This is a genomic window from Drancourtella massiliensis (assembly GCF_016900655.1).
Lineage (GTDB): Bacteria > Bacillota > Clostridia > Lachnospirales > Lachnospiraceae > Sellimonas > Sellimonas catena.
In genome coordinates this window covers 1-16,619 of record NZ_JACJKH010000040.1, presented here as the reverse complement: position 1 = coordinate 16,619, position 16,619 = coordinate 1, and the positions used below count along the sequence as shown (strand labels likewise).

The 16,619-nt window shown below is 45.3% G+C and carries 17 protein-coding genes; all 17 read right to left on the bottom strand.

Annotated features, from left to right (window positions below):
• Positions 1-172: 172 nt before the first annotated feature.
• Positions 173-736, bottom strand: a complete 564-nt coding sequence (locus H6A32_RS15075) for a hypothetical protein (protein WP_158099193.1) — start codon at positions 734-736, stop codon at positions 173-175.
• 162 nt (positions 737-898) lie between these two features.
• Entirely contained in the window at positions 899-1,357 is a 459-nt protein-coding gene (locus tag H6A32_RS15070; protein WP_087252076.1) for a DUF2752 domain-containing protein, read from the bottom strand.
• A 73-nt stretch (positions 1,358-1,430) separates the two neighbouring features.
• A complete protein-coding gene (locus H6A32_RS15065) occupies positions 1,431-2,216 on the bottom strand; it encodes an RnfABCDGE type electron transport complex subunit B (protein ID WP_087169238.1) in 786 nt (261 codons plus the stop codon).
• Positions 2,217-2,232: 16 nt separating this feature from the next.
• Positions 2,233-2,808, bottom strand: coding sequence for an electron transport complex subunit RsxA (rsxA, locus tag H6A32_RS15060; RefSeq protein WP_087169239.1), 576 nt, complete (start codon positions 2,806-2,808; stop codon positions 2,233-2,235).
• Between the two features lie 12 nt (positions 2,809-2,820).
• On the bottom strand, positions 2,821-3,522 hold the full coding sequence (rsxE, locus tag H6A32_RS15055) for an electron transport complex subunit RsxE (protein ID WP_087252077.1): 702 nt from the start codon (positions 3,520-3,522) through the stop codon (positions 2,821-2,823).
• Entirely contained in the window at positions 3,515-4,123 is a 609-nt protein-coding gene (locus H6A32_RS15050; protein WP_087252078.1) for an RnfABCDGE type electron transport complex subunit G, read from the bottom strand. The genes rsxE and H6A32_RS15050 overlap by 8 nt, the downstream gene beginning before the upstream one ends.
• Positions 4,123-5,064 carry an RnfABCDGE type electron transport complex subunit D gene (locus H6A32_RS15045; RefSeq protein WP_118635661.1) on the bottom strand — a complete coding sequence of 314 codons (942 nt, stop codon included), beginning with the start codon at positions 5,062-5,064 and terminating at the stop codon, positions 4,123-4,125. Before H6A32_RS15045 ends, H6A32_RS15050 begins: the two co-directional genes overlap by 1 nt.
• Before the next feature lie 19 nt (positions 5,065-5,083).
• Positions 5,084-6,403 carry an electron transport complex subunit RsxC gene (gene rsxC / locus H6A32_RS15040; RefSeq protein WP_204864738.1) on the bottom strand — a complete coding sequence of 440 codons (1,320 nt, stop codon included), beginning with the start codon at positions 6,401-6,403 and terminating at the stop codon, positions 5,084-5,086.
• A gap of 118 nt (positions 6,404-6,521) precedes the next feature.
• Positions 6,522-7,613, bottom strand: a complete 1,092-nt coding sequence (gene rpsA / locus H6A32_RS15035) for a 30S ribosomal protein S1 (protein ID WP_204864737.1) — start codon at positions 7,611-7,613, stop codon at positions 6,522-6,524.
• Positions 7,594-8,502, bottom strand: a complete 909-nt coding sequence (gene ispH / locus H6A32_RS15030) for a 4-hydroxy-3-methylbut-2-enyl diphosphate reductase (RefSeq protein ID WP_087169245.1) — start codon at positions 8,500-8,502, stop codon at positions 7,594-7,596. Before ispH ends, rpsA begins: the two co-directional genes overlap by 20 nt.
• Positions 8,492-8,983, bottom strand: a complete 492-nt coding sequence (locus H6A32_RS15025) for a VanZ family protein (RefSeq protein WP_346342297.1) — start codon at positions 8,981-8,983, stop codon at positions 8,492-8,494. Before H6A32_RS15025 ends, ispH begins: the two co-directional genes overlap by 11 nt.
• 130 nt (positions 8,984-9,113) lie before the next feature.
• Positions 9,114-9,974 (bottom strand): Rpn family recombination-promoting nuclease/putative transposase, encoded by an 861-nt coding sequence (locus H6A32_RS15020; protein ID WP_204864736.1) that lies wholly within the window; start codon positions 9,972-9,974, stop codon positions 9,114-9,116.
• 183 nt (positions 9,975-10,157) lie between these two features.
• On the bottom strand, positions 10,158-11,003 hold the full coding sequence (locus H6A32_RS15015) for an Rpn family recombination-promoting nuclease/putative transposase (protein WP_204864735.1): 846 nt from the start codon (positions 11,001-11,003) through the stop codon (positions 10,158-10,160).
• Positions 10,939-11,178, bottom strand: coding sequence for a hypothetical protein (locus tag H6A32_RS15010; RefSeq protein ID WP_204864734.1), 240 nt, complete (start codon positions 11,176-11,178; stop codon positions 10,939-10,941). Before H6A32_RS15010 ends, H6A32_RS15015 begins: the two co-directional genes overlap by 65 nt.
• A 29-nt stretch (positions 11,179-11,207) precedes the next feature.
• Entirely contained in the window at positions 11,208-11,858 is a 651-nt protein-coding gene (locus H6A32_RS15005; protein WP_207753168.1) for an Rpn family recombination-promoting nuclease/putative transposase, read from the bottom strand.
• A 597-nt stretch (positions 11,859-12,455) separates the two neighbouring features.
• Positions 12,456-12,644 carry a hypothetical protein gene (locus H6A32_RS15000; RefSeq protein WP_087169247.1) on the bottom strand — a complete coding sequence of 63 codons (189 nt, stop codon included), beginning with the start codon at positions 12,642-12,644 and terminating at the stop codon, positions 12,456-12,458.
• Positions 12,645-12,666: 22 nt separating this feature from the next.
• On the bottom strand, positions 12,667-16,619 hold a 3,953-nt coding region (locus H6A32_RS16560), incomplete at its 5' end, for an InlB B-repeat-containing protein (protein ID WP_346342296.1).

The following is a 16,619-nucleotide window of genomic DNA, read 5'->3' as shown; positions in this document are numbered from 1 at the left end:
CATACTTTTCTCCTGTGTGTAAAATTTTTTTCTTTTATTTTACATTAAACAGAAGAAAAGCAGGAAATCTCTGGGATTTTTATTGCGAAAAGTTTTTATTCTTCAGTGCTGTCGATAGTAAAACCCGCATTGAAAAACGGAGCTTCCGAAATGGCCGCCCCGTTCTCATCTTCTAATATCCGTAATAATAATAGTCACTCATTGTCTCACCGTAGGATACACTTCCGATGATCACCACCAGGATCAGGAAAATAATCAGTAATACAATAAGTACCGCCTCTACTATCAGTGCCGCACGGCAGAAGTTTCTCCTGTGAATATTTCCCTTTCTGGCAAACGCCCAGTAACAGTACAGAATAATCCCTCCGCAGCATGGAATAAATGCCGCCAGCAAAGTCAACAGCCAGTCACCCATTGTCAGCGGCGTCGTATCCCACTCTTCCTGATACTGATTCCCCTGTGTCTGGTACGGCATACCGTCTCTCGTCTGTTCCCCATAAGAATAGGAAATATCTTCCTTCGGAGCCTGAGTTTGTTCCCGCTGTTCCTGATCAGGCGCAGTATATGGCTGTTTCGGCATTGTCTCTTCCTTCATAGGAACCACCTGCTGCTCCTCCGGCTGCTGAGTCACCGGAGCATCACCTGCACCGGTCTGCTCTGTCATTACTTCTTCTGTATTTTCAAAATTATTTTTATTCTCTTCCATGTGTCTGACTACCCCTTTCGCTTGTTTCATTTTATCATGCTTTTTTCGTCAGCACAACAGAAATCCCCGATTTCACAGAATCTGCATAACTTGACGCCCGTATAAGCAGTCTTAGAACGTAGTGCGGAACTGAAGCGAGACAGCGCGACGAGTGTGCATGCAGGCGGCAGTTCGGTGTGAGCAGCGTAAACTTTACATGATCCGTCCCAGGGCCTGATAAATCCGGTTCAGCAGATTTCCCGGATAGTAGCTCATAGGAGGTTCTCCCGGGAAGTATCGGCTCATCCGGTAAATGTAAAATACAAGCATGCCTGCCAGAAGCAGAATCAGCCATTTTTGAAGAGACCGGACCTCTTTTTGAAGCACGTATCTCCGGATTACAAATGCCGCCGCAAGAAACGCAATGCCGTATATAAACGGGTTCAGATACCATGCGTCCGCGAATTCACCCCGAAGGAGACAGAACCCTGCTCTGGAAAGCCCGCATCCCGGGCATGGCAGGCCGGTGACCATGACAAAAGGGCAGGAAGAGTAAAAGAAGTTCCACGCAAGAAAAAAGTAAACCGCCAGCACAAGGATGACATACCGGATACTCCAAAGATCCGCTTTTATCATCCTGATGCTTTCCATTAGCCGTTTCTTTCTGCTCATTGATTCTTTCCTCTTCCTGCCCTCATGGGATCAGTGACTCTTTTCCGTCCCGGCTATCGCCAGACCGTAGTCATCAGCTGATAATCTTCTTCGGACATTTTTCCGCGCATTTTCCGCAGTTTGTACACTTTTCCGGATCAATGTGTGCCACATTATTTGTAACAGTCACCGCGTCAAATTCGCAGACTTTTTCACACATCTTACATCCGATACATCCTACAGAACATACACTCATTACATCTTTTCCCTTGTCAAGGGAACTGCACTGTACAAGATGTTTCTGCTCATACGGTACAAGCTCAATCAGATGCCGCGGACATGCTGCCACACATTTTCCGCAGGCCTTACATGCTTCCTTATCTACAACCGCGATTCCATCCTGAATATGAATCGCGTCAAACGGACATGCTGCCACGCAGCTTCCTTCTCCAAGACATCCGAATGTACATGCTTTCGGTCCTCCGTTCTGCATCATGTTGACCATGACACAGTCCTTTGTTCCGGTGTACTTATAATTTTCTTTTGCCTTTTCGCATGTACCGGCACATTTCACAAAAGCAACCATCTTTGTCATCTCTCCTGCGTCCTGACCCATGATCGCTCCTACTTTCGCGGCAACCGGCGCGCCCCCTACCGGGCAGGCATTGACCGGAGCCTCTCCTTTGACAATCGCCGCCGCAAGCCCGGAACATCCTGCGTAACCGCAGCCACCACAGTTGTTTCCCGGAAGCACCCCGGTAATTGCCTCTTCACGCTCATCAACTTCCACTGCGAACTGCTTTTCTGCGACTCCCAGGAAGACACCGATGAACAAACCTACACCGCCGACAATCGCGGCAGCAATGAGTATACCTGTCATAATCCATTTTCCTCCCTTAAATCAAACCTGAAAATCCAAAAAACGCAATGGACATCAGCGCTGCCGTAAGCAGAACAATCGGCGTTCCTTTAAATGATTCCGGCACGTCATTATGTTCTGTCTTCTCACGGATTCCTGCCATGATTACGATTGCGATTGTGAATCCGACCGCTGTCGCAAATCCATTTACCACACTGCTTAAAATGTTGTATTCATACTGTACGTTGTTCAAAGCCACACCAAGTACTGCACAGTTTGTAGTGATCAGCGGCAGGTACACACCCAGCGCCTGATAAAGCGACGGCATGGACTTTTTCAGAAACATTTCCACGAACTGTACCAGCGCGGCGATCACAAGAATAAATACAATCGTCTGCAGATATTCGATATTCAACGGCTGCAGGATAAATTCATATACAACACTTGTACAGAAGGATGCGATCGTAATAACGAAAATAACCGCTCCGCCCATACCGGCCGCTGTTTCAATCTTCTTTGATACTCCAAGGAACGGGCAGATTCCAAGGAACTGGCTCAGCACGACGTTATTAACAAGCGCAGAGCCTACTGCAATGATAAATAATTCTTTCATCTGTTCCCCCTCCTATTCCTTGTCCTGACCGGAAGAAAGTGAAGAAGCACATCCGCCGCAGGAAGCGCATCCGCCTTCCGCGCAGCCGCCCTGAGGCTTCACAACTTTCTTGCCTTTCTTTTCCATATTGTTCATGATCTTGTTTCTTGTGGCTACCAGCATGGATAACACGATAAACGCGCCCGGAGCCAGGATAAAGATCGTGATCGGTTCATAGGAGGACGGCATGATCTGGAAACCGAATACCTGGCCCGCTCCCAGAATTTCTCTTACGATACCGATGCAGGTAAGTCCAAATGTAAATCCAAGTCCCATTCCAAGGCCGTCGAACAGAGACGGAATAATCGGGTTTTTGGACGCGTAGCTTTCCGCACGTCCAAGAATGATACAGTTTACAACGATCAGAGGAATGTAAAGCCCAAGCGAATCATAAAGGCTTGGCACAAATCCCTGAAGAAGGAACTGTACAATCGTTACGAAAGAGGCAACGACTACGATAAACGCCGGGATACGGACTGAATCCGGAATGATTTTCCGAAGTGCGGAAATCATCATATTGGACAGTACCAGTACCACCGTTGTGGAGAGTCCCATTCCGATTCCGTTGATGGCGGAAGTCGTTACCGCAAGTGTCGGACACATTCCGAGCATCATGACGAAAGTCGGGTTCTCTTTGATAATACCATTATATAAACGTTCGACACATCTATTCATCTGCACTGCCTCCTAACACATTCTGATAATATCCAAGAGACGCATTGACCGCTCCTGTCACCGCTCTGGTAGTGATTGTAGCACCGCTGATGGCATCGATCTGTTCTCCCTCGCCTCCGTCTTTTGAGACATAGAAATGATCGGTCTGCTTGCCGGAATACTGCTCGTAGAATTCCGGTTCGGAAGCTTTCATACCAAGTCCTGCAGTCTCATTGATGGAAAGAATCGCGATTCCGTTTACTGTTCCATCATTCTGGATTCCAACGGACACCTGAATATCCCCGCCGTAACCGTTCGGGTCGGTAGCTGTGATCACGTATCCGATCGTTTCACCGCCCTGTTTTGCCTCGACTGCTTCATTGATCTCTGCACCGTCATCCACGCCTGCCGCCTTGACAGCTTCCGCCGCCTCTTTGGCATCTACCTCCAGGTCATCAAAGGAATCCGCATCCTCGAATACCTGTTTGTATGCTTCCTGCTTTGCCTCTTCCTGTGCGTTGGCAATCGGAGCCTTTGTAATCTCATATACCGCGCCGAGGGCCACTCCGGAAACAAGTGTGATAATTGTCAGGATAATTGTATTTTTAATAATCTTGTTCATTATTTCTCTCCTCCTTTACCAAATGGTTTTGGAAGAGTAACCTTCTCGATCAGCGGAACAAGGATATTGCCGATGATGATCGCATAGGAAACTCCCTCTGCAGATCCTCCGAAAAGACGGAACAGTCCTGTCAGGATACCAAGAAGGATACCGTAAATAATCTGACCTTTCTTCGTGATCGGGCTTGTCACGTAGTCTGTTGCCATGAACCATGCGCCAAGCATGATACCGCCGCCGCAAAGGTGCGCGGTGATGAAGCTCCAGTCAAATCCGTGGCCGCCGAAAATTGTGATGAAGATCACAAATGTCACAAGATAGGATCCCGGAATTCTCAGATCAATGATTCCTTTCAGAAGAAGGATAATCGCACCGATCATGATCGCGATAACGGATGTCTCACCGATTGTTCCCGGGATCTGACCGATGAACATTTTCATTGTGTCTACGTTGGCAATGGAGCCGTCCGCACGCATGGTTGCAAGCGGAGTTGCCCCGGTTACACCGTCATATGTAAAGGATGTCATTCTTCCTGTGAAAGAAATCAGGAGGAAACATCTTGCAGCAAGAGCCGGGTTCATAAAGTTCTGTCCCAGGCCTCCGAAGAGCTGCTTGACAATCAGAATCGCAAATACGGCTCCCAGAACGCCCATCCACCATGGAGCGGACGCCGGAAGGTTCAGTGCCAGCAGAAGTCCTGTGACTGCCGCACTCATGTCTTTGATTGTCACTTTTTTATGCATCAGCTTCTCATAAAGATACTCCGTAAGCACAGCCGCTGCCACTGTCACCACGACAAGAATCCACGCATTCTGATCACGGAAATTCCAGATTCCAAAAAGGGTTGTCGGCAGAAGCGCGATGATTACCCACAGCATGATATTTTCTGTAGTGTCTTTGGCCCGTATGTGCGGAGATGCCGAAATATTAAACTGTTCGTTCACTTTGTCCACCTCTCACTTTCTACTTTTTCTTCCTGTTCGCCAGAACGGTCTTTCTCATGGAGCTGATCGCCTGCTTCAGCTGCCGTTTTGCCGGGCAGACATAGCTGCAGGAACCACATTCCATACATTCCACACCGAATTCTTTTTCAAATGCCGCCTCGTCATGGCGCTCTGCATAATCTGCAAGTCTGGACGGGATCAGACGGCTCGGACATGCGTCAATACATCTGCCGCAGTTGATACATGCTGACGGCTCATACCTTGCCACCTCATCCTTTGTCAGGCATAAAATCGATGAAGAAGTTTTCGTGACAGGAACATCCAGAGTAAACATGGCAAATCCCATCATCGGTCCTCCGGAAATCACTTTCTCAGGAGCCCCTTTCAATCCGCCTGCCGCCTTGATCAGCTCCTGCTGATTGATGCCAAGCGGAACCTTAAAGTTGCCCGGTTCGGCAATTCCATCTCCACTGACTGTCACAACACGGTCAATACATGGTCTTCCGTTGACTACCGCATCGTAAATGTGAATGATTGTCTCCACATTGTCTACGACACATCCAACATCCGCCGGAAGCATGGAAGAATTGATGGCTCTTTTTGTCACTGCATAGATCAGCTGGCGCTCACCGCCCTGCGGATATTTGGTCATCAGTCTGACCACTTCCATCCTCGGCTCACCGCTTGTCAGCTGTTCCAGCTTCGCGATACAGTCCGGCTTGTTATCCTCCACCGCAAAGATACCCTTTGCATTATCGAAAAGCTTCAGAATCACGCGCATCCCCTCTACAAGCTCTTCCGGATTTTCCAGCATTCTGCGGTAGTCGGCTGTAATGTACGGCTCACACTCCGCACAGTTTGCAATGACGTATTCGATTTTCTCCGGCTCCTTCGGTGAAAGCTTCACCCTTGTAGGGAATCCGGCACCGCCCATTCCGACAATTCCGGCCTCTGAAATCAGATTCAGAATCTCTTCTTTGGTAATCAGATCCAGCGATCTGGTATTCAGCCTTTCAGCTTCCGTATAGGTCCCGTCATTCTCAATAATAATGGACGAAACCTTTCCCCCGGTCGGTGTAAAGTACGGAGCAATCGCCTTCACCTTTCCGGAAACAGATGAATAGACCGGGGCAGAGACAAACCCTCCGGCCTCTGCAATCTTTTGTCCTTTCAGAACCTGATCTCCGACCTTGACAATCGGGGCTGCCGGAGCACCAATGTGCTGCGAAAGCGGAAAGACCAGATCTCCTTCAGGCAGGACTTCGACAATCGCCTTGTCCTTGGCCAGACTTTTTCCATCATTCGGATGTATTCCACCCTTGAAAGTTAAAAGTCCCATCTTTTTTTCCTCCTCGTTCTTTTTTTAACATATGAAAAAACATGAAAAAATAGAGACTAAAGCAAGTAGCCTCTATTTTTACTCTGCAGCATTTATATATGCATCACAACCGGTAGTACTACTCTGCCTCTGCAACTTCCTCTTTTGCTTCCTCAGCAGCCGGCTCTAACGCTTTCATGCTTAAACTGATCTTCTTTTCTTCTTCGTTTAAATCAACGACTTTCGCTGTGATTTCCTGTCCGACTTTCAGAACGTCCGCAGGTTTCTCAACATGCGCTCTTGAAATCTGAGATACATGAAGGAGTGCGTCAACACCCGGTACCAGCTCTACGAAAGCACCAAAATCTGTCATTCTGGCTACTTCTCCTGTTACGACATTTCCCACTGCATAATCCTCAGCTGCGTGAAGCCATGGATTTGTCTCCGGGAATTTCAAAGATAATGCGATCTTTGTATCGTGAACATCTTTTACAAGTACTTTTACTGTCTCTCCTACATGGAACAGTTTCTTCGGATTATCGACACGTCCCCAGGACATCTCGGAAATATGAAGCAGTCCGTCTACTCCGCCGAGATCGATAAATGCACCGAAATCTGTAATATTCTTTACAACACCTTCTACTGTATCACCTGCATGCAGGTTTGCAAAAATCTCTTTCTGTTTTTCTGCTTTCTCAGCAACAAGAAGCTGTCTTCTGTCACCGATGATACGGTTTCTTCTCGGATTGAACTCGCTGATTACAAATTCAATCTCCTGTCCCTGATATTTGCTCAGGTCTTTCTCATATGTATCTGATACAAGACTTGCCGGGATAAATACTCGTGCTTCTTCAACAACAACACTCAGGCCGCCGCCAAGAATCTGTGTAACCGGCGCTTTGAGTACTTCTTTATTTTCGAATGCTTCCCTGAGTCTTTCATTTCCTTTTTCAGCTGCGAGTCTCTTGTAGGTCAGTAATACCTGGCCTTCCCCGTCGTTTACTTTTAAAACTTTCGCTGTCATGGAATCTCCAACAGATACAATGGTTGTCAGGTCTACGTTCGGTTCGTTTGTATATTCGCTTCTGGAAATAATTCCGTCTGCTTTGTATCCGATGTTTAAGATGATCTCATCCGGTTTCACATCGATTACTGTACCTTCTACAACCTCTCCATTGTGTATTGTCTTAAAAGATTCCTCTAACATTTGTTCAAAAGTTAAGTCTGACATTATTTTGAACCTCCTCAATTATATTATTGGGCGTGGATGCCCCTGCTGTAATACCTACTGCTTCCACGGACTTTAACTTTAATTGATTCATATTCAAATCGTCAAGAGTCTGTATGTAGTACGTATTTTCACATGCCTTCTTACATATTTCAAACAATTTCTGGGTATTGGAACTGTGTTTGTCACCGATCACAATCATCGCGTCCACTTCGTTTGCAATATGTTCAGCCTCTGTCTGACGCTCTTTTGTGGCATTGCAGATTGTATTTAAAACACTTATATCATACCTCGTTTTCATAAGAATTTCAACTAAATATTTGAATTTATTGTAATTAAATGTCGTCTGCGAGACAATACAGATTTTATTGTCTGACTCATCTTTTAATTCTGTATTCCCAAGGCAAAATTCCCTTGCTTCCGCCTCACTTTCGATCACGCTCACCCGGTTTCCGGCCCATCCGCGGATCCCTTTCACCTCCGGATGTTCCGGATTTCCGATGATAATAATGTACTTTCCTGCTTCGCTTTCCCGCTTCACAATATCGTGGATTTTTTTCACGAATGGACAGGTCATGTCCGTGTACCCGATGTTATTTTTTTCCAGAATATCATAAACGGTTTTTCCGACTCCGTGAGAACGGATAATGACATGTCCTTCCCGGAGCTCCATCAGCTCTTCTTCTGACCGGAGCACTTTGACCCCTTTCTTTTCCAGATCTTTTACGACCTCTTCATTGTGAATGACCGGACCAAAGGTATAAATATCCGGCACATTTTCTTCGCCGGCGTCCAGCCGTTCCTTTCGCTGCCGGGCCTGCTCGTAAACCGTGTCTACAGCACGTTTTACCCCAAAACAGAACCCCGCCGTTTTTGCGAGTTTAACTTCCATACTCTGTTCTCCTGTTTCTACCTATTATAATAAATCCAGCCAAAGCCGCCAGCAGAATTCCCGCCAGTGCTCCGGATGAATCAATCATCACATCCGTCACCATTCCTGCCCGTCCCGGGACAAAAATCTGATGAAACTCATCTGTCGCCGCATAAGCCGTACTGATTCCCCACGCAGTCGCAATCATCCGCTTTCTGCTCCATGTGTCCTGACAACGGCATCTCATAAACACAAGAATGCCAAGAATGGCATACTCCGTCGCATGAGCCGTCTTCCTGACCGGATAATTGATTGCCTCTGCAAATGCCTCCTGCTCCTCTTCCGGCCATTCTTCAAAATCTTTTACGAAGATCTGGCCTACCATCCTGCCCACGAAAAGGCTTTCTTTAGAAGACTCGTCGGACGGCTGCGCCGAGAACAAAAAGATCACGACCATCCAGGCAGCCACGAGGATTGTCCACATCCGTTTCTTTTCTTTCACACCCTGCTCCCCTTTATGTTTTTCTTCGTGTATTATATCGAAAAGCATATCCGGAAGTCAAGTAATGGGTGCATGGAGACGCTGGTCTGGATTTCAAAAAAATGATGATTTATTATTTATTGATTCCTTTTCAGATTTGGGCTTGAGTTGTTTCGGCATACTTGTCCAGGATTTTCTGCACTTCCTCTTCTGTCATTTCAAGCTCGTCTGCGATCTGCGTGATATCTTTGCCTTTTGCTTTCTTTTTCTGAATCTGATTGATTAAAAGCTGCTCCCTTCCTTCTTCGCGGCCTTCCTCACGTCCTTCCGCACGTGCTTCTGCGATTTCTTCCCACTTCTGCATATATTTCACTCCAATCTCTTCATTGGATTTGATCTGCTGCACAGCTTTCTGGATCTTCGTCACCTTTTCGCTATGGAACATTGCTTCCTGCAGTTCATTGGTCTTCTCCACATAGCTCAAAAATTCAATCAGTTCCGGACGTACTTCCTCTTTATTCTTTCCATGGGTATTTAGAAAGATGCGGGTTGCTCCATCCTGTATCTGGATTTCTTTGTCTTCCTCACAGAAAGCTTTGATTGTATACTGATATCTTCCTTTTCCAAACAAGTCAAAGGGCATAATCATGATGATATACGTATCATTTAACGCATTATAACTCTGCTCTCCCGGAACCAGTAGGGAACTGTCCAGCAGGCCCTGATAATACCTGCTTCGCTTTTCTAAGTCATCCCTCCAGTTTTGCTGCATTTCTGTATCATAGACAGTTCCCTCTTCATCAACGGAGTAAACATCCAGCCGAATGGATTTCAGCCACGAAGCGGTCCGGACTTCTTTTTCTGTCTGATTCTTAGGCAGAAGTTGAATCTCTTTCCCCAAAATAATTTCCAGTACCTCTTTGCTGCATTCCTCATCTTCCATCAGTTCCGCAAACAGAAAGCGGTCTAACAGCCTCAAATCCTTTAATGGTTTTATTTTGTTTTTCTGCATTTGTTTCTCCTTTTATTGTACCTAAATCTGCGAGGTAATTCAATTGATTAAATATGGAATTCTTTTTTCGATTTGATAATTTCATTTGATTTGATTCTTGAAATGCTTGGGAAAAGGGACTGTCTTACAGTCTTTTCCCAAGTCTAGAAATTCTGATTTGATCCTATAAAACAAATTGTATTCTTACTGTTCTTCGGATTCCTCTCTGATCCGTTCCAAAACGCTCTGCACTTCCTCTTCTGTCATTTCCAGATCTTCCGCGATCTGTGCGAGGCTCTTCCCCTTTTCCTGCTTTTTCCGAATTAACTCAAGAGTATATTCTTCGCGTCCTTCTGTTCGCCCTTCCGCACGTGCTTCTGCGATTTCTTCCCACTTCTGCATATATTTCACTCCAATCTCTTCATTGGATTTGATCTGCCGCACAGCTTTCTGGATTTTTGTTACTTTTTCGCTACGGAACGTTTCTTCCTGCAGCTCATTGGTCTTTTCTACATAATTCAGAAATTCAATCAGTTCCGGCCTAATTTCTTCTTTGTTCTTTCCGTGTGTATTGAGAAAGATGCGGGTTGCTCCATCCTGAATCTGGATTTCTTTGTCTTCCTCACAGAAAGCTTTGATTGTATACTGATATCTTCCTTTTCTAAACAAGTCAAAGGGCATAATCATGATGATATACGTATCATTTAACGCATTATAACTCTGCTCTCCCGGAACCAGCAGGGAACTGTCCAGCAGTCCCTGATAATACCTGCTTCGCTTTTCTAAGTCATCTCTCCAGTTTTGCTGCATTTCTGTATCATAGACAGTTCCTTCTTCATCAACAGAATAGACATCCAGACGGATCGACTTCAGCCATGTAGCTGTCCTGATTTCTTTTTCTGTCTGATCCTTGGACAACAGGCTGATCTCCTTCCCTAAAATGATTTCCAGCACTTCTTTGCTGCATTCCTCATCTTCCATCAGCTCAGCGAACAGAAAGCGGTCCAACAGTCTCAAATCCTTTAATGGTTTTATTTTGTTTTTCTGCATTTATTTCTCCTTTTATTGTACATAAATCTCCGGGGTAATTCAATTGATTAAATATGGAATTCTTTTTTGACTTGATTTTTTGATTCGTTTTTGAATTGTTCCAGTATGAACCTTTTAAATCGTTGGGAAAGGAATTTTTCACACTAATCCCTTTCCCAAATTGAGATGTTTTCATTTGAAATGCATGCGTTTTTCACTTCTTGTTTATTCGTTCTCCAGCAAGCCTTTTTTGCCTAGAAGTCTCTGCACTTCCTCTTCGGTCATTTCCAACTCGTCTGCAATCTGTGTGAGATCTTTGCCCTTTGCCTGCTTTTTCTGAATCAGTTCAAGCGTTCGCTTTTCACGATCTGCTTCAATCGCCTTGTCGATCTCATCCTGCCTTTCTTCCCACTCCTGCATATATTTCACTCCAATCTGTTCGTTGGATTTGATCTGCTGCACGGCTTTCTGGATCTTTGTTACTTTTTCACTGTGGAACATTTCTCCCTGCAGTTCATTGGTCTTTTCCACATAGTTCAGGAATTCAATCAGTTCCGGGCGGACTTCTTCTTTGTTCTTTCCGTGGGTATTTAGGAAGATACGGGTAGCCCCGTCCTGAACCTGAATGCTCTTGTCTTCTACACACGAAGCTTGTATCGTATATTGATACCTTCCTTTACCGAAGAGATCAAACGGCATAATCATGATAATGTAGGTGTCATTCAGCTTGTTATAGTTCCTCTCTCCCGGCTCCAGGAGAGAGCTGTCCAACAAGCCCTGATAATATCGGCTTCTTTTCTCCAGATCGTACCGATGATCCTGCTGCATTTCTGTATCGTAGACAGTTCCCTCTTCATCAACAGAATAAACATCCAGACGAATGGATTTTAACCACGAAGCGGTCTAACAGCCTCAAATCCTTTAATGGTTTTATTTTGTTTTCTTGCATCTTTTTCTCCTTTTATTGTACATAAATCTGTGAGGTAATTCAATTGATATGAAGACGAAATTCTCTTTTGACGACCACTTCCTTTTTATCCGCACTACTTTTCTGAGCACAACTCTGTTTTATGAAATGTTAATTTGGAATACTTCCCTGAATCGGGATGAATGAAAAAAGACATCCTGAATGATGCCAGATATCGTTTGTAAGTATACGCCTGAGCAACGCTCCTGTCAATAATAAAAGCGATCAAAAAATAGATTATAATCTAAAAAATCAGATGACAATTTTTCTTTCGTTTTAGATTTATTTTTAGTTATTACGATATATCAAGTATACACAAGATTTATGTCAAAAAGGTTACAAAAAATCTATTATGAATTTTGTGTTTGAATAAATAACTTTTGATTATTAAAGGGATTGATGGTTGTAAGATGTGTGTAATAAACATTTGACAAAATGTTATACTTTTTTCAAAGGGGACGTGTTCCGATGCATCGGAACACGTCCCCAACATTACAATAATTTAATTATTGGTTTGTTTTTTCAGCTGCCGCTTTCTGAGCCATCTTGTCTGAGAGTTCGTCTTCAAACTCGTTTTCACGTCTTTTTTGTCTGATGACGTGAACGACGAAGATCGCAATAATTGCAATCAATACAATCAGTGCCGGAATATCCCAGAAGCAGAAGCCTAATTTAGTGTGAACAAATTCATACATACTGTTTGCCTCCTTTTTCTGTCTACCTGTCTGCCTGAAGTTCTTCGTCATCAATGTCTTCAAGTTCTCTTCTTAATTCGAAGATTCTTTCCTGGCGTTTTTTGCGGTCGTGGGTATAAATCAGTTCCACGATCAGGGCCAGTAAGAGAAGGATGAAGTGAAGGATACAGCACTTGTGGTCATCATCTTTGTCAAGATCCATGTTTCCAAGTGGTGTTGCATCTTCATCGATGGTTTCTGTGTCACCGTCACGTTCTACTTCATTTAAGTTGTAGTCGTCTTCTGCCGGTTCTGCGTCATCTACTACAACGCCGTCCGCGTAAACGATTGGTGCTGTAGTTCCTGCAGCTGCCGGTGCTCCCGGTAATGCCGGTGTTGTCGGTGTTCCAGGGTTTGCAGGTGTTACAGGAAGTGTCGGTGTCGTCGGAGTACCAGGCGTCGTTGGTGTTGTCGGAAGTGTCGGCACTGTTGGTGTCGTTGGCTCTTCCGGTTCTTCTACCTGTGTATACTCTGCATGGATCACTGTATCACCCTGGATGTTCTGTCCGTCATGATCGAATCCATCGAATTCGTATCCCGGAATTTCCGGTACTTCAATTTCATCAAGATCAACGTTTCCACCATGTGGAACTTCGATTTCCGTGATGACATCTCCATCCGGATCTACAACAGTTACGGTGTAGACATTGATATCAAAGTTTGCTGTCAGAACAGTGTCCTCATCGAACTGTGCTGTCCGTACAGCGTCCAGATCTGCAAATGTTCTTCCATCGCTTGCTGTCCATCCTGTGATGTGGTATCCGGTATCCGGTGTTGCCGTTACGTCTGCCTGTACGGAAACCGGCGCGTTTTCGCTGTAATTTCCATCGGCATCTGTACGTGTGATCACTTCTGTTGTCGTTCCGGTTACAGTACCGTGGTCACCTGCTACAAAAGTAACAGTTACCTGGTATTTATCCGGTACGTTATCCGGGTTATCCGGATTTTCCGGATCGGTTCCGATTTCATCCAGTGTGTAGTATACATTGACAACGTTTGCGTCTGCATCCGTTGTGACTGTATTGCCTGCTCCGTCTACTCTGTCGAGAATGTAATTCTGTCCGTTGTAGGTTACGGATGCGGTATCTGTATACGGAATCTCTTCTCCAAAGGTTGCATTGTCGTTTACAACTGCCTGATCTTCGGCTTCTGTACCATCATAGAAGTAATGTACTTCATAATGAAGGTCTGTTCTTCTTTCGAAGTGAGCCGTGTAGGTTGCTGCTACGTTCAGTCCGTTCACTTTTGCAGGTGCAAAGTGAGCGTCTGTACTGACAACGTTTCCTTCTGCATCGGTCCAGTTCACAAACCGGTAACCGTCGGCTGCTGTTGCTGTAGATCCAGCTGCATTGCCTGTTGCAGGTGCAAGGGATTCGTTTACAGGGTTTACGGATCCGCCTTCTGTTGCTGCGTAATTGATTACAACATTGCCATCCTCCGCGAAGTTTGCCGTGAAGACTGTGTCCTCGTCAAATTCTGCAGCGCGGATTGATTCTACGTCTGCAAAGTGCTGTCCATCCTGTGTTGTCCAGTCAACGAAATGATATCCGCTGTCCGGGGTTGCAGTTACTTCAGCCGCTGCTTTCACAGGAGCTTCTGTGCTGTTATCAGGACGTGTAACAACTTCTGCAAGCGTTCCGTCTACGGAGCCATGTGCTCCGGCAACATAGGTAAATGCTACCTGATATTTGTCAGCTGTACCATCCGGATTATCCGGGTTATCTGGATCTTCAGGATCGACACCCTTCTCATCCAGTGCATAGTAAACATTGATTATGTTTGCTGCTGCATTCGTTGAGATGGTCTTTCCTTCGCCATCCACTCTGTCAAGTACATAGTTGTGATCATTGTACTCTACCGGAGATTCTGACGTGTATGGAATTGCTTCGCCAAATACTCCCTCATCAGATACAACTGTCTGATCTTCTGCTTCCTCTTCGTCATAGAAGTAATGCACTTCGTAATGAAGGTCATTTCTCTTTTCGAAGGTTGCCGTAAAGGTCATATCTTCTGTAATTGCAACTTCTGTGGTCGGTGCTTCCGGTGCCCATGTCAGGCTGTCCTGTGCATAACCATCGTTTGCGGTTGCTGCTGCAATCTGTTCCTCTGTCAGATAACCGTTTCCGTCTTCTGCCGGATTTCCGTCTGCATCCTTCAGAGTCACGACTGCTGATGTTCTGTCAAGTGTACCATTGACTACTGCATAAGTCACAGTTGCCTGATACTTATCCGGTACATTATCCGGATTGTCTGGATCTTCAGGATCAGTTCCCTTCTCATCCAGTGTGTAGTATACATTGACTACGTTTGCTGCTGCATCGGTTGTGATCTTCTTGTCTGCACCATCCACTCTGTCAAGTACATAATGATGTCCATTGTACTCTGCTGTAGCTTCTGCTGTGTATGGAATGGCTTCTCCGAAGACTCCATTGTCCGCTGCAACTGCCTGATCTTCGGCTTCCACTTCGTCATAGAAGTAATGTACTTCGTAATGAAGGTCACTTCTCTGATCGAAAGTAGCTGTGAATGTCATGTCGCCTGTGATCGCATAATCTATAGCCGGTGTGCCAGGTGTCCATGTCAGGGTATTCTGATCATAGCCGTCTGCCGCGGTTGCCGTTGCGATCTGTTCCTCTGTCAGATGACCGGTTCCGTTCTTAGCCGGATTTCCTGCTTCATCCATCAAAGTTACAACTGCATAATCTTTGCTTACTTCACCATTTACTGCTTCATAAGATACAGTTACCTGATATTTATCCGGTACATTGTCCGGATTGTTCGGATTCTCCGGATCTGTTCCGATCTCATCCAGTGTGTAGTATACATTCACTACATTGGCATCTTCATCAGTTGTAACTTTATTTCCTATGCCTTCCACTCTGTCAAGTACATAGTTATGGCCATTGTATTCTTTCGGTGATGTAGCATCATACGGAATTTCAGTTCCAAATGTTGCCTTGTCATTGACAACTGCCTGATCTTCCGCCTCTGTTCCATCATAGAAGTAATGCACTTCGTAATGAAGGTCCGTTCTTTCTGTGAAGTTTGCTGTGTAGGTTGCTGCCACGTTCAGTCCATTTACCTTTTCAGGTACAAACTTCGCGTCTGTGCTGACTGCTTCGCCCTCTTCATCTGTCCAGTTAACGAATACATATCCGTCTGCCGGTGTTGCTGTAGAACCTTCAGCTTTTCCTGTTGCCGGTGCAAGTTCTTCATTTACAGGATCAACAGATCCGCCGTTTCCAGCCTCGTAGTTGATCATAATGTTGCCATCTTCTGCAAAGTTTGCCGTGAAGACAGTATCTTTATCAAACTCTGCAGCACGGATTGCCTCGACATCTGCATAATGCTGTCCATCCTGTGTGGTCCAGTCTACGAAATGATATCCGTTTTCTGCTACTACAGTAACCTTAGCTTCTGCTTTTACAGGATCTGTCGTGCTGTTATTTGGACGTGTCACTACTTCTGCAAGAGTTCCGTCAACTGTTCCGTGATCTCCAGCCACATATGTGAAGACTACCTGATATTTATCCGCAGTCTCATCTGGATGTGTCGGGTCATTCGGATCTTCCGGATCAATACCCTTTTCATCGAGTGCGTAGTATACGTTAACTACGTTTGCGTCCGCATCTGTTGTGATTACCTTGCCTTTGCCATCTACTCTGTCAAATACATAGTTGTGATCATTGTACTCTACCGGAGATTCTGTAGTATAAGGAATTGCTTCTCCAAATACTCCTTCATCAGATACAACTGCCTGATCTTCGGCTTCTACTTCGTCATAGAAGTAATGCACTTCATAATGAAGGTCACTTCTCTTTTCAAAGGTATAGGTATACTTCGCACCGTCTTCTACCTTGGTCTCTTCCGTTGGCTCTGTCGGTGTCCAGCTTCCGCCTTCATATCCTTCATTCGCCTTCGGTACTGGAATGTCGC

Coding starts and splice junctions, on each gene's coding strand:
- H6A32_RS15075 (WP_158099193.1), bottom strand. CDS start 736: ATGAAACAAGCGAAAGGGGTAGTCAGACACATGGAAGAGAATAAAAAT.
- rsxE (WP_087252077.1), bottom strand. CDS start 3,522: ATGAATAGATGTGTCGAACGTTTATATAATGGTATTATCAAAGAGAAC.
- rsxA (WP_087169239.1), bottom strand. CDS start 2,808: ATGAAAGAATTATTTATCATTGCAGTAGGCTCTGCGCTTGTTAATAAC.
- H6A32_RS15050 (WP_087252078.1), bottom strand. CDS start 4,123: ATGAACAAGATTATTAAAAATACAATTATCCTGACAATTATCACACTT.
- ispH (WP_087169245.1), bottom strand. CDS start 8,502: ATGGAAGTTAAACTCGCAAAAACGGCGGGGTTCTGTTTTGGGGTAAAA.
- H6A32_RS15070 (WP_087252076.1), bottom strand. CDS start 1,357: ATGAGCAGAAAGAAACGGCTAATGGAAAGCATCAGGATGATAAAAGCG.
- H6A32_RS15000 (WP_087169247.1), bottom strand. CDS start 12,644: ATGTATGAATTTGTTCACACTAAATTAGGCTTCTGCTTCTGGGATATT.
- rpsA (WP_204864737.1), bottom strand. CDS start 7,613: ATGTCAGACTTAACTTTTGAACAAATGTTAGAGGAATCTTTTAAGACA.
- H6A32_RS15010 (WP_204864734.1), bottom strand. CDS start 11,178: ATGAAAACATCTCAATTTGGGAAAGGGATTAGTGTGAAAAATTCCTTT.
- H6A32_RS15020 (WP_204864736.1), bottom strand. CDS start 9,974: ATGCAGAAAAACAAAATAAAACCATTAAAGGATTTGAGGCTGTTAGAC.
- H6A32_RS15015 (WP_204864735.1), bottom strand. CDS start 11,003: ATGCAGAAAAACAAAATAAAACCATTAAAGGATTTGAGACTGTTGGAC.
- H6A32_RS15065 (WP_087169238.1), bottom strand. CDS start 2,216: ATGACAGGTATACTCATTGCTGCCGCGATTGTCGGCGGTGTAGGTTTG.
- rsxC (WP_204864738.1), bottom strand. CDS start 6,403: ATGGGACTTTTAACTTTCAAGGGTGGAATACATCCGAATGATGGAAAA.